Below are 12,761 nucleotides of genomic sequence, written 5' to 3'. Positions count from 1 at the left end.
TGCAGCCCGCGCGCTTTCAAATCAGCCTTTACTGATCAGCGACATTTTTCACCACTTATACGGGCTTGCAGCAACATAGGCCCTGTAACGCCCCCGCCTCACAATTTTGTGTACAACCCTAGGGTTTAACTCTGCCTCATAAAGCGTAGTCCGTGAATAACCGGAGGTAGAAATCCGGTTAACGAACTCCTACACCAGAGAAACTCATGAAAAATATTACACGCTTTGCGCTGCCTGCGCTTCTTGCCGCTCCGACTTTTGCTGCGGCTCAAGACATTGATCCTGTTTGGGATTTTTACGGACAACTGAACCTTGGTGTGATCAGCGTCGACAATGGCGAAGACCGCAACACAACTCTGACCGACAATGACAACTCCAACTCACGGGTCGGCGTCAGCTTTACCCAAGGGCTGGCAAACGGCGGTGAATTCCGCCTCAACTTTGAAACCGCGATTGGCCTGACAGGCTCGAGCAGCCTTAACGGCACAGACGACAGCTTTGATGCCGAATACCGTCGCAACGAATTGCGCAAGCTGGAAATCGTCTACAAAACAGCCACCATCGGTACATTCTCCTTCGGTCAAGGCTCAACCGCAACAGATGGTTCTGCTGAAACAGACTTCTCCGGCACGGGTGTTGCAGCCTATTCTGGCATCTCGGATCTGGCAGGATCGCAGAGCTTGCTGCTGGCCGACGGCACAGATTCGGGCGTCGCTATTGGTGATGCATTCTCGGCATTTGACGGCAGCCGCCGTTTCCGCGTGCGGTATGACACCCCAACTTACCAAGGTTTCGGCATCGCGCTTTCGGCAGGGCAAGAAGTAATTTCCAGCGGCAATGACAACGAATACTATGATTTCGCAGTCAAATATGCCCGCACCTATGGCGACTACAAATTCGGCGCCAGCCTTGGTCACTCGATCCGTGACAGCGCAGAAGCCTACACACTCGGCTCTGCCGCAATCATGCACAACCCCACAGGCATCAACCTTGCAGTGGCAGCAGGCCGTGCGCGTGAAAGCGACGCATCTTACGTCTATGCAAAAGCAGGTATTCAGCGTGATTGGCTGCCTTACGGCAGCACCAGCCTGTCCTTGGATTATTACAGCGGTGAAGACTTTGATTCTCTGGGCAGCGACTCAGAATCCCTTTCCATTGCTGTGGTTCAAAAACTGGATGCCCAGAATCTGGAAATATACGGTGTATACCGTACCTATGATTTTGACACAGCCAGTGCAGCAACCCAAGGTGTCGACGTGGCATTTGTAGGCGCACGCTTTAAGTTCTGATACAAAACAAGACGTTGCCAAAAACAGGCCGCTGCGAACACACGCGCAGCGGCCAATTTTTTGTGAATTGAAAAATGGCGGGTTCTTCGTCATACTCTGTCCAGAGCAAATAACGCTGCATCCAAAGGGGAAAACCCCGCTTGCGGCAATGAGACAAAGGCAGAAGACATGAAAACCACAGTTCTGGCGCTGCTTGCGCTATCGACATTGGCCGCCTGTGGTGGCGGCAAAGCCAGCAACTATACGACACGTGGTGCGTTTACGCCCACACAGTTGTTTGCAACAGGTCCGCTGCAACGCGCCTGTATGGCGCAAGGCCGCAAAGCCGCAAATGCACAGCGATGTGGCTGCATTCAAGCTGTTGCGGATCAAAGCTTGTCCTCCGCTGAACAGCGCCGCGGCGTTAAAGTATTCAAAGACCCGCACAAGCTTCAGGACTGGCGCCAGTCGGACCGCACAGGCGACAATGATTTCTGGAGCGTTTGGAAAGCCTTTGGACAGAATGCCGAGCGCAGCTGCTCAAGCCTCTGACACCCCTCAAAGTACACAACACTTCCTCTTTGGCGGCCCCCGCCAGAGAGGTTAACCGTCGAACGATAGATGGTTTTGACCGTCACGCCACAAACTGACCCAGAAATGAAAACTGGGCCTTCGCGCAGATTGCAACGAACGGCAGGAACGAGGGTTTCTTGCATAGTTTATGCAACGCAGCCAAAGTCAGCTTCGAGAAAACCGTGAATTTCAGGGAGCGTTTTAATGGGCGATATTAAGCGAATTGGTCGGCGCACAGTTTACGAAAATCGGTGGATGAAAGTTCATGAAGACGATGTGCGGTTCCCCGATGGGTCCGAAGGCATTTATGGGATAGTGGACAAAGAAGACTTTGTGCTGATCATCCCCCGACATCATGATGGTCGCTATCAGCTTGTGCAGCAATTTCGGTATCCAGTCGCAAACCGCTATTGGGAGTTTCCACAAGGCTCATGGGAGACAAGACCCGGATCAAACCCTGAGATAGTTGCTTTGGGCGAGCTGGAAGAAGAGACTGGATTTCGTGCCGAATCTCTTCAAAAGCTGGGTCATCTGTTCGAAGCCTACGGATTTTCAAACCAAGGCTTCCATGTCTTCTTAGCTGATAAACTGGTGCAAGGAGAGGCTGCTCGAGGTCATGAGGAGCAAGACATGCTTACGGCATCGTTCAGCCCTAAAGAAGTAGCCGATTTAATTTGCACCGGTCAAATTAAGGACGCGCCAACGATCGCAGCTCTCGGATTGCTAAATATCTCTGAAAGCGAATAGCTGCCGTTCGTTCATTTGTAGCGAAGGTCGGTGAAGAGCTCAATTTGACGGATGCTGCTCTTAGCCCCAATGGCCGCTTCTGCAAGAAAGAGCGGGGCAATCTTCCTTCGCTTGGAAATAGCGTTGAACTTAATTTTGTCATCCCGACTCAACTTAAAGCAGCCCAGCACTGCGCATGAGTTCTGCTGGATCAACGCGGTATGAAGGCTCAAGACTGACAGTATTTGTGATTTGAGGAAACGAAAATTTACGGTCTTCTGCGAATTTATAGCTTCTGCCAGATTGGCCTATTACCCCCTCGGGAAAGTTTTTGGCGAAAATGCCTATTCGCTCCATCAACAAAGCGGAAACGGCATTCAATCTCAAGATCACCCCCCTTCAAAACAGCAACTGGTGCAACGATACCATCGAGACTTTCGAGATCGAAAGCCATCTCAGAATATGACCAAGCCGTCTCTGCTTGCGGGTATTGTCTCCCAAATCGGTGTGCTGTTGAGGGCACTTTCACCATTCCAGTAAGCCCGCGCTTTTGCTTGCCAATCACTTGCGAGCGTACCGTCGCGACAGACGAGCATCGACATCCAGTTTGCGTCCAACTTGCTTGTGGCAGTGGCTTGAACGCCGACATCCGCGAGATTTTTATCTTCAAAGTGAGCGCCCCATCCTTTCGTTTTCCAAAGGGCGGCCACGTCTTCAATGCAAGCAAACAGGAGAATGCCTGATAGGCGCGAAACCTCTTTCGGAAAGTGCTCTCTGCGCATAACTTCGAGTTTAAACTCGACTACCAGTTTCGATTCATTTCCTGCTCTAAAAAGAGCTTCTGACCAAGGGGATAGTGGAATGCTGGTTTCGGAGAAGCCTCTATTCGTGAGCAAAACATCAGCAGAAGCAAAACCACCCCTAGACACGTTCCACGCAACGAAGGGGTTCCAAATGTCCAAATAGACATGCTTCGCTGAGTCTTTGTCGCCTTGTTGCATTCGTCTCTCATTGATGTGCGTTTCTGGATTAAGTTATGCAAAAAGGTTCTCTCGCATCAAGATCGAAAGCAGACCTTGAGCATCTAAACGCGAATGGCAGCTTTGTCCGCACATCGGTCCTTGCCCCCACCCAACGTCCTGTTCGGGTCAAAAATGCGTGACGCCACTACTAAACTGGGCTTAGAACATCAGCCGTATCGAGCCAAAGATGTGCGACATTCCACGCGAACGCCAGCTTTTAGACATCAGCTTGCGTGGGCTGGCCAAAGCGACCGTGCAAACGGGTGACGATCTGATCACGCGCGGCACGAAATTGCGCCAGCTTGGCCTCGCGCCCCTCGCCCAATCCGGTGGGGTCTAGGATGGGCCAGTATTCTACATCCAGATGGAAATACCGCGTCAGTTCCAGTGCTCTACGCTGAGACGCAGGGGAGAGGGCGATCACCAGATCAAAAGAACTCAGATCATCGCCCCATTCTTGCATTTCATCAAAGCTGCGCGACCGGTGGCGCGACAACTCAACCCCCATTTCCTGACAGACGGCGATAGAAAAGCCGTCAATCTCAAGGTCATTTTTGACCCCTACGGATTGAACATAAACCTCCATCCCGTAGAGTTTTTTCATCAACCCTTCCGCCATCGGCGAGCGAACGGCGTTGTGATCGCAACAAAACAAAACTGATTGTGGCAGCTCTTGCGTCACCTCAGCCCCCGAAATGTAGAACACAAATGAGAGTAAACAGGCGGCGAGCCGTATCGATGTCGATCTCGGCTTTGCCCTCCAGGCGTTCTTGCAGCACGCGGCTGCCTTCCATGTGAATACCGCGCCGCGCCATATCAATTGTCTCGATCTGGGCGGGGGGCAGTTTTTTCACAGCGTCAAAATAGGATTCGCAAATCTGGAAGTAGTCTTTGACCACCTGCCGGAATGGTCCCAGCGACAGATGGAATTCAGCGGCTTTTTCACCTGCTTCTGTCGCCACATCAAACACCAACCGCTTGTCGCGGATAGAGAGGCCCAAGTGATACGGGCCAATTGGGACAGCGCGGTCGTCGCGGGCCGGTAAAACAAATGAATTGTCTTCCAACAGGTCAAACATCGCGACGTGGCGCTCTTGCTCGATCTCGGCTGTCGGCGGCGGCAGGCCTGCGTCATCAAGGTTGATATGGCTGATGCGGGACATGGGGCGCATCCTTCTATTGTCAGGTTTCTAAAAAAGGATACGCCAGCACAAAGCGCGAGGCAATGCGCAGGCGATCAGGCGCAGAGAAGAGCTTAGTCGTTCAGTTTCTTGAGACGTGCCGTGACTGACAGCCCATGCGCCTCAAGGCTCTCCGAGGTGGCAAGGCGTTCTGCGGCAGGGCCAATCGCACGAAGGGCCTCAGGTGTCATACGCGCAATGGTCGTACGCTTCATGAAATCGAGAACAGATAGCCCAGACGAGAACCGCGCGGAGCGGGCCGTAGGCAGAACATGGTTCGGACCGCCGACATAATCACCGATGGCTTCGGGCGTCCACTGCCCCAAGAATATCGCCCCCGCGTGGGAGATGTTCTTGCTCAGCGCCTCGGGATCACCCACGCAAAGCTCAAGATGCTCGGGCGCAATACGGTCCGTAAGAGCCGCCGCAGTCGCAAGATCAGGCACAGTGATGATTGCCCCGAAATCGCGCCACGACGGGCCAGCGATATGTGCACGTTGCAATGTTTCCAGTTGTTTTTCCACAGCATCGGCCACGGCCTGCCCAAAAGCAGCATCGGTGGTGATCAACAACGACTGGGCGCTTTCGTCATGTTCAGCCTGTGACAGCAAATCGAGCGCAATCCATTCAGGATCATTATCGCCATCCGCGACCACCAATATCTCGGACGGGCCGGCGATCATATCAATGCCGACCTTGCCAAACACACGACGTTTAGCAGCGGCAACAAAGGCATTGCCCGGACCTGTGATTTTATCGACGGGCGCAATTGTATCCGTTCCATAGGCCAAAGCCGCCACCGCCTGTGCGCCACCAATGCGGTAGACCTCATCCACACCAGAGATCTGTGCAGCCAGCAGAACCAGCGGGTTCAGGACGCCGTCAGGCGTAGGCACAACCATGGCCAAGCGCCCTACCCCTGCAACCTTGGCTGGAATCGCATTCATCAAAACAGAACTGGGATAGCTGGCCAATCCACCCGGTACATAAAGCCCCGCAGCAGACACCGCCCCCCAGCGCCAACCAAGTGTCGCCCCTGCTTCGTCTGTCCATTGCTCATCCTGAGGAAGCTGCCGTGCGTGGTAGGCGCGAATGCGGGCGGCGGCCAGTTCCAGTGCGGTTCTGTCTTCTGTGCTGACTTGGGCAATAGCTGCCGCGATTTCATCATCAGTGATCCGCAATGTGTCAGCCGTGAGAGTAAGACGGTCAAACTTGGCAGTCAGGTCTATCACCGCCTGATCGCCGCGCGCACGCACATCCGCAATAATGTCAGCCACCACCGCATCCACATCGGGGCTATCTTCGCGCTTGGCATTCAAAAGCTTGGTGAATTCGACTTCGAAATCGGCGGAGGTAGCGTCAAGGAATACGGGCATAAAAGAAGGCTCCTGTGTTGGCCATCAGGTAGAAAAAAAGACTATTGGGGCGCTGGCGGCTGGACAGTATAGACATGGATGTCCGGCAGGCGCAGCAAGCATGCGCCAGCACTTCCATGCTGACGCTTACTTTCTACGAGGGTATCAATCGGGATGGCTGGGGCGCTTTTTAGACGGCGCTACATAGGGGCGTGTGACGTCTTTGAGTGTCACATCAAGCGCCTCCACGTTCAGGCGAATTGCACCATCCCCCGCCAATGTCAGGATAACGTTCCCAGACGGGGCATCCGTTTCCTCGAAGCCGATATGAAGCAAGGACAGAACGGTATCCGCATCGCCTTTTTCCACACCTTGCGAAGAGACGCTCTGCACATTTGCAAACATCAGCACAGATTGCACACGTTCGGGCGCATGACGATCCGCGCCTTCGTCTTCCCAACGCATGCGGTTAAGCAACAAGGCAAATCGCCCGTCACGCTTGTGCCAACTCATTTCCGAAGCGGGAAAAACTGCGTCTTGCGCCAGCGAAGAAAGAACCGACAGATCATCCCCATCTAACGCACCAAGGTTTAACGGTGTTTCGCCGCCGTCTTCAAAACGTGCATCATTACTCATTCGTCTTTAATCCGTTCAATATTGGCGCCTACACCGCGCAGCTTTGCGACAACATGCTCATATCCACGGTCAAGATGGTAGACGCGGCTCACTTTTGTTTCGCCCTCAGCGGCCATACCAGCAAGGATCAACGAGATCGACGCCCGCAAATCGGTTGCCATCACCTGCGCACCTTTGAGTTTCTCTACACCTGTGACGACCGCCTTACCGCCATGTACATCAACTTTGGCTCCCATGCGGATCAACTCGGGCGCATGCATAAACCGATTTTCAAAGATGTTTTCTTCAAGTGTTGAGGTGCCTTCCGCCGTGCACAGCAACGCCATCATCTGCGCCTGTAGATCGGTCGGGAAGCCCGGAAAGGGCTCAGTCGTGACATCCACGGCCTTAATACGATCACCGCGGCGTTTGACCTTAAGACCTTTATCCGTCTCGGTCACTTCGATGCCTGCCAAATCCAGCTTTTCACAAAAAGCGCCGATCAGGTCGATCCGCCCGCCCAGCAACTCAATCTCGCCGCCACAGATCGCGGGGGCCAGCATATAGGTGCCCAATTCAATACGGTCTGCGACAACAGGGTGGGTTGCCGCACCAAGGCGGTCAACACCTTGAATTGTCACTGTGGATGTCCCGTCCCCGTCAATCTGCGCACCCATGCTGCGCAGGCAATCGGCAAGATCAACAATCTCTGGTTCGCGAGCGGCGTTATTGATAACAGTAGTGCCTTTGGCCAAAGTCGCCGCCAGCATGATGTTTTCCGTGGCACCCACAGACGCGAAAGGGAAATCAATCACTGCACCTTTGAGGCGACCACCGGCTGCTTTAGCATAGAGATATCCGTCACGCAGATCAATTTCGGCCCCCATCTTCGCCAGACCATCCGTGTGAATATCCATCGGGCGTGCACCAATCGCACAGCCCCCCGGCAGGGATACCTCGGCATAGCCTTCACGCGCCAAAAGCGGGCCAAGCACCAGATTGGAAGCGCGCATCTTGCGTACAATGTCATATTCCGCACGGGTGTTGATTGCACCGTGACACGACATGGAGATCACACGCCCCTCTTGCAAGGTAGTGATTTCCGCGCCCAAAGACTGCAAAAGCTGCGTCATCGTGCGAATATCACTCAGCCGCGGCGCGTTGGTCAATGTCAGCGGTTCTTCACTCAGTAAGGTTGCAGGCATCAAGGGAAGGCAGGCGTTTTTTGCCCCCGCGATAGGAATTGAGCCACTCAGCGGGCCACCGCCGCGTACTAAAATTGCGTCCATGCGTTAGGAATCCTTTTGTTGCGCTATTTGCGCTTTACCTGTGTGTGCACCCTCTTCTGCATCGGCGGCGCGCGCACGCGCCTGCCCTTTGCGCCTTGCCATGTTGGCTTTGAGCGCTTGCGAGAGCCTTGCCTGCTTACGCGCAGCTTCTTCTGCCTTGGGCGTTTGGGCTGGTTTTTGAGGGTGTTGATTATCTGCCATGGCGTCTGTCTAACCCAGCAGTTAAGCGGGGTCTAGATTAGGCGCAGAATTTGGGTTGCATGGGGACGCAATAGGCGCTAATCAGCGCGCTATCGGCGCTGTTGTAGCTCAGTGGTAGAGCGCGTCATTGGTAATGACGAGGTCGGGAGTTCAATCCTCCCCAACAGCACCATGATACCCCCCAGACACCACTCCTTATTGCATGGGGCACAGCCCGCCGAAATGCGTCACAGCAAGCTAATACGAGAGCGGGCTGAGCTGGCCTCTGCTGCCAACTTTTTCGTGGCGCCGATATGCCAATGCAAATCAGTTTGACCTTGGCTCTGCGCAGCAAGCAAGTTTTGCGTTGCCTCTTCGGCGTGTCGCTCGGTCTGGATCAAAGCCGCCGCCATCGCTTGCCGTTCGGCAGCGATATCTGCGCGGCTACGCGCATATTTTTTAGGACTGATTTCGCCTGTCGCATATAGAAGCTCGAGCTGTGCCAGCGATTCTTCATGCGCTGCAAGCCGTGCCGGCAAAGATGACTGCACCAGTTCCATTTGGTCATTCGCTTCACGTAGCGTACGCACAACCGCACTAGGAGAAACCTTTTCTATCCGGCGCGCGACGTCCTGCTGTCCTGCTACGCGACCAACAATCGCTCCCCCTACAGCACCAGCAGCCACAGCCGTCACACAATTCTGCACGTTACCACCTGATGCAACAGCGATGCCGCACCCGAGCGCGCTACCAATGCCAGCGCCCTTAATTGTTGTTTGCACAACGATCCTACGCGACAAATCGCTCAACGCTTGTGTTTGCGCCCCTTCTTCTGTCAGCTCGGCGACAAAATTCAAGGGTGCCACGTCAGAGCGGCTCGAAACCCCCGAGGGGGACGGCCCGCAAGACGCCAAGGCGACAAATATTAGCGGGGAAATGATGTAACTGCGCATGTCCACTGTAACGCTCCTGTTATTCTGTTGCATTGTTCATAAATGCGAAACGGGGCGGAATTGTGACGAAACAGTTAAAATTCATATTTTCCAGCACTCTACACTTTTAAAGTGTGTACATACCCAACAACGCCGCCGCGCAAGGACACCAAACTGTTGCGGCGGGCGCTACAGTTTAGGACCTCAATTCATAAAATAGGATGGGTAACGTAGACGTCGCACAGCTCCCGCACAGGAACGGCGCGAGAGCTGGCTAGAGCGATTAAAGCTAATGAAAGTTGTTCAGAATTTAGCGTAAACCCTGCAACAATGCTGGCGACGGCTGTCCGGTAACGGCCATCCCTTTACTTGCTTGATAGGCGCTGATCGCCTTTTGGCTGTTCGGCCCAATAACGCCATCGCTGCCTTGGGTATCAAAACCCCGTGCAGTCAGACGTTGCTGCAAGGCAACGCGGTCATCTTTGGTCAAACCGTTGGCATCCGGCGGGAAGCTGGCACGCAACGGGCCCGCACCACCGATACGGTCTGCCAGATGCCCCACGCCAATAGCGTAGGCGTCCGAATTGTTATACCGCTTGATCGCACGGAAATTTCCAGTGACCGCAAAACGGGGTCCGCCTGCTTGCGGCTGGATGATGCTACCTTGCGCACCAGCGCCAGCCTCACTGCCCCACTTAGTGCCACGCGCCCAACCGTTTCGTTGCAGGTAAGCCGCGGTAGAAGCGAGTGAATCGGTCGGATCGTCTGACCAAATATCGCGACGCCCGTCACCCGTGAAATCAACAGCAAAGGCCTGATAGGATGTCGGGATGAACTGTGTATGCCCCATGGCGCCTGCCCACGACCCCGTTAATTGCGATGCCGGAATATCCCCGTTTTGAATAATTTTAAGCGCAGCGACGAGTTGCTTTTCAAAAAACGCACCACGCCGGCCGTCAAACGCAAGGGTAGAAGTAGCCGAGATCACAGGGACATCACCGCGACGTTCCCCAAAGAAGCTTTCAAGCCCCCAAATTGCACAGATGATTTCTGCATCTACACCATATCGCCCCTCAAGGGTCTGCAAAGTGCTCCGGTGACGGGCAAAAGCCGCACGACCCTTGCTGATCCGCTCATCCGACGCGGCAATAGCGAGATAGTCCTCTAGACTGCGTTTGAATTCAGTCTGGTTGCGGTCGCGGGTCACACAGCCAGGAAGATATCCAGCGCCACGGAAGCCAGAAGCAAGCGTTGCCTGCGAAATCCCCTGCCCCGCTGCACGGCCCCTAAAATTTGCAACCCATGTATCGTAGGCCGCGTTCGGCGCAGGTAGCAAATCAGACGACAATCCGCCAGACCACCCCTCGCTGCCTCCAACCGAAGATGCACCGCCGCACGCCGAAAGCGCCGTCAGAGCACCCAAGCTCAATCCAAAATTCCGCCGTGAAAGTCGCATACTGCTGCCCCGTTTATGTTGTGTGGGTTTTGGAGCATCGTATCTGATTACAGGCCCAAGACAACAGGTCACACGCATACATGCGCGGGGCTTTGCCAATCGCAGATCCCGAATAGCCAAGAGCGTCACGGCATTGATCGCGCGCACCTCTACCCCCCTTATTTGCCGAAAAATCTTCAGCCGGTAAAAAAATTCACTCATTCCATTATTTTCCGCTTGCGCTCATTGGCAGGCAACCTTAGGAAGACCAAACGAATTGGCGCGGGATGGAGCAGCCCGGTAGCTCGTCAGGCTCATAACCTGAAGGTCGTAGGTTCAAATCCTACTCCCGCAACCACCGTCAACGAACGCCCCGCAGTTTGCTCTGCGGGGCGTCGTTCGTTTTGGTCTACCATTTCCATTACAGCACCCAATTCACCATGTAGCTCCACGTCAAACCCAGTGTTTGTTGGAGTTATCTTGATGTGGTCAATCAAGCTCTGGATGGTTTCAATGGCCTTCAAACGAATTGCAGGGTCGCTGAGGCCATCAGTCAACTGCCTGATCTTCATTCGATACACTTGACCTATGTTGTGCATCGGGATCACTGCGATGCTCTGTTCGTTCCGTTCGATGTCTGCTTCAAGCGATTCTTGCTCCACTTCGAGCCCAGTCAGCTTGTCGGTAATGCTTCTATTTCCCGTACCATTGACAACATGGTCCACGATGCGTTCGATCTGTTTGTTCACAGCAATCAGCCGCTGCTTCTTGTTGGCGAGTTCTGAACTGTTTGTGTTGCGTAACCTTTCCACCTCACGCTGGAACTCTTCAGCAAATGCATCCAGATACTTGGAGTTCAGCAGACCTGTGCGAAGTCCTTCAAAGACACGCTCCTCAACATCAAGTCGAGGAATGGTTCTGCTGTTAGTGCAAGCGCGTGATGCGCGGTACTTTGAACACCCATACCGGTTCTTGGCTGTGATCACCATCTGGCCACCACAGCATCCGCAGATCAGTACCCCTGAAAGTGGATGTATCTTTCGATGGACCCGGTTCAGGGCTCGGTTGTCGCCATCCCTTGGCATGACGATTGTGTTCGCTTGCTGGCGGTCTTTCACCCTTGCCCAAAGCACGTCATCAACAATCCTGAGATCAGGCACTTCCGTGATAGTCCAATTTTCTTCAGGCTGCGGTTGAGATACACGGCGACCAGTCTTCGGGTTCTTCTTGTATTGGGTTCTACCATAGATTAGCCGCCCCACGTATGCCTCGTTGTTCAGAATACCGGTGCCGCGATCTCGTTGACCACGAATTGTGGTATCTTTCCAGTTGCTTCCACCAGGGCCGGGGATCATATCCTCATTCAAGCTTCTGGCTATCGCTCTTGGGCTAACTCCATCTGCATAAGCATTGAGGATACGATGGATCACTAGGGCTTGTTCTGGATTGATTGTACGTTCGCCAGGCTCTCCAACGGAATACCCATAGCCAACGCCACCTGCGGCTTTTCCATCGATCACACGCCCCTTCTGACCGCGTTTAACCTTTTCACGCAGGTCGCTGACAAACTGCTCTGCAACCATTCCCATCATTGCAACGAGCATTTTGTTCACTTCACCATGATGAATGGTGAAAAGCTTGATGCCATAGAAGCTCAGTTCTTCATGCAGTTGCGCGGTTACTGCTAAGTTGCGAGACAACCGATCTATGGATTCCGACAATACGATGTCAAACATTTGTGCCTCAGCATCGGCTTTGAGGCGCTCGAATTGCGGACGGTTTGATGATCCACCACTCAACGCGGCGTCAGCATAGACGTTTTTAACCGTCCAGCCCATCTTCTGGGCATAATCACGCGCCTCGCGCTCCTGGTCGACCAGAGATGAATCTTTTTGCATGTCGGTTGAATATCGACAGTAGATTACGCACCGAGTCATTCTGATCCTCCTTTAAACAGAATGTCAGCATCTCGGATAAAGTCCAATGCTGTTTGCCGCCCGAACAAGCGTGTTAACAGAAGTAGAGCATCATCTAATGCCTTGAGTTGGGAAGTGTCGCTATTGTTAGCCGGGAGCATTTCCGACTTTGGTAGGTGGGAATCCATGTTCAGACCCATATACTTGGGGCTGAGTTTTCCACCCTCAGGACCAGTTAAAGAAGCGCACAAATAGGCTCAGCGCAAATG

The 12,761-nt window shown here is 53.7% G+C and carries 14 protein-coding genes and 2 tRNA genes; 5 read left to right on the top strand and 11 right to left on the bottom strand.

Features of this window, described 5'->3' with window-relative positions; genetic code table 11:
- Positions 1-206 precede the first annotated feature (206 nt).
- The 3 genes from GGR95_RS14110 to GGR95_RS14100 all read left to right on the top strand — a co-directional run bounded on the left by GGR95_RS14110 (position 207) and on the right by GGR95_RS14100 (position 2,588).
- Complete coding sequence (locus GGR95_RS14110) at positions 207-1,289, top strand: porin (RefSeq protein WP_184566943.1); 1,083 nt, start codon at positions 207-209, stop codon at positions 1,287-1,289.
- Between the two features lie 168 nt (positions 1,290-1,457).
- Entirely contained in the window at positions 1,458-1,820 is a 363-nt protein-coding gene (locus GGR95_RS14105) for a hypothetical protein (protein ID WP_184566941.1), read from the top strand.
- 225 nt (positions 1,821-2,045) lie between these two features.
- On the top strand, positions 2,046-2,588 hold the full coding sequence (locus GGR95_RS14100) for an NUDIX domain-containing protein (RefSeq protein WP_184566939.1): 543 nt from the start codon (positions 2,046-2,048) through the stop codon (positions 2,586-2,588).
- A gap of 11 nt (positions 2,589-2,599) precedes the next feature.
- Here GGR95_RS14100 and GGR95_RS14095 read toward each other — a convergent pair whose 3' ends face one another.
- The 8 genes from GGR95_RS14095 to GGR95_RS14060 all read right to left on the bottom strand — a co-directional run bounded on the left by GGR95_RS14095 (position 2,600) and on the right by GGR95_RS14060 (position 8,230).
- Positions 2,600-2,800, bottom strand: a complete 201-nt coding sequence (locus GGR95_RS14095) for a hypothetical protein (RefSeq protein ID WP_184566937.1) — start codon at positions 2,798-2,800, stop codon at positions 2,600-2,602.
- Between the two features lie 222 nt (positions 2,801-3,022).
- Positions 3,023-3,568, bottom strand: a complete 546-nt coding sequence (locus GGR95_RS14090; protein ID WP_184566935.1) for a hypothetical protein — start codon at positions 3,566-3,568, stop codon at positions 3,023-3,025.
- 238 nt (positions 3,569-3,806) lie between these two features.
- Positions 3,807-4,271 carry an arsenate reductase/protein-tyrosine-phosphatase family protein gene (locus GGR95_RS14085; RefSeq protein ID WP_184566933.1) on the bottom strand — a complete coding sequence of 155 codons (465 nt, stop codon included), beginning with the start codon at positions 4,269-4,271 and terminating at the stop codon, positions 3,807-3,809.
- Position 4,272: 1 nt separating this feature from the next.
- Complete coding sequence (locus GGR95_RS14080) at positions 4,273-4,752, bottom strand: UPF0262 family protein (RefSeq protein WP_184566932.1); 480 nt, start codon at positions 4,750-4,752, stop codon at positions 4,273-4,275.
- A 92-nt stretch (positions 4,753-4,844) separates the two neighbouring features.
- On the bottom strand, positions 4,845-6,146 hold the full coding sequence (gene hisD / locus GGR95_RS14075; protein ID WP_184566930.1) for a histidinol dehydrogenase: 1,302 nt from the start codon (positions 6,144-6,146) through the stop codon (positions 4,845-4,847).
- 144 nt (positions 6,147-6,290) lie between these two features.
- Positions 6,291-6,761, bottom strand: coding sequence for a DUF2948 family protein (locus tag GGR95_RS14070; RefSeq protein WP_184566928.1), 471 nt, complete (start codon positions 6,759-6,761; stop codon positions 6,291-6,293).
- Positions 6,758-8,029, bottom strand: coding sequence for a UDP-N-acetylglucosamine 1-carboxyvinyltransferase (murA, locus tag GGR95_RS14065; RefSeq protein ID WP_184566926.1), 1,272 nt, complete (start codon positions 8,027-8,029; stop codon positions 6,758-6,760). Before murA ends, GGR95_RS14070 begins: the two co-directional genes overlap by 4 nt.
- A gap of 3 nt (positions 8,030-8,032) precedes the next feature.
- Complete coding sequence (locus GGR95_RS14060) at positions 8,033-8,230, bottom strand: hypothetical protein (RefSeq protein ID WP_184566923.1); 198 nt, start codon at positions 8,228-8,230, stop codon at positions 8,033-8,035.
- A 97-nt stretch (positions 8,231-8,327) separates the two neighbouring features.
- Between GGR95_RS14060 and GGR95_RS14055 the strand changes: the two genes are divergently transcribed.
- A tRNA-Thr gene (locus GGR95_RS14055) sits at positions 8,328-8,402 on the top strand.
- Positions 8,403-8,457: 55 nt separating this feature from the next.
- On the opposite strand, the gene GGR95_RS14050 is transcribed toward GGR95_RS14055, so the two are convergent.
- Together GGR95_RS14050 and GGR95_RS14045 are read right to left on the bottom strand one after the other, a co-directional pair.
- A complete protein-coding gene (locus GGR95_RS14050; RefSeq protein WP_184566922.1) occupies positions 8,458-9,162 on the bottom strand; it encodes a hypothetical protein in 705 nt (234 codons plus the stop codon).
- A gap of 289 nt (positions 9,163-9,451) precedes the next feature.
- Positions 9,452-10,597 carry a lytic murein transglycosylase gene (locus GGR95_RS14045; RefSeq protein ID WP_184566920.1) on the bottom strand — a complete coding sequence of 382 codons (1,146 nt, stop codon included), beginning with the start codon at positions 10,595-10,597 and terminating at the stop codon, positions 9,452-9,454.
- 260 nt (positions 10,598-10,857) lie between these two features.
- Here GGR95_RS14045 and GGR95_RS14040 point away from each other — a divergent pair.
- Positions 10,858-10,934, top strand: a tRNA-Met gene (locus GGR95_RS14040).
- On the opposite strand, the gene GGR95_RS19175 is transcribed toward GGR95_RS14040, so the two are convergent.
- Positions 10,891-12,474 (bottom strand): recombinase family protein, encoded by a 1,584-nt coding sequence (locus tag GGR95_RS19175; RefSeq protein WP_425506408.1) that lies wholly within the window; start codon positions 12,472-12,474, stop codon positions 10,891-10,893. The genes GGR95_RS14040 and GGR95_RS19175 overlap by 44 nt on opposite strands.
- Positions 12,475-12,761 lie beyond the last annotated feature (287 nt).

The organism is Sulfitobacter undariae, from assembly GCF_014196805.1.
Taxonomy (GTDB): domain Bacteria; phylum Pseudomonadota; class Alphaproteobacteria; order Rhodobacterales; family Rhodobacteraceae; genus Sulfitobacter; species Sulfitobacter undariae.
This window is presented reverse-complemented; position numbering and strand designations above follow the sequence as displayed.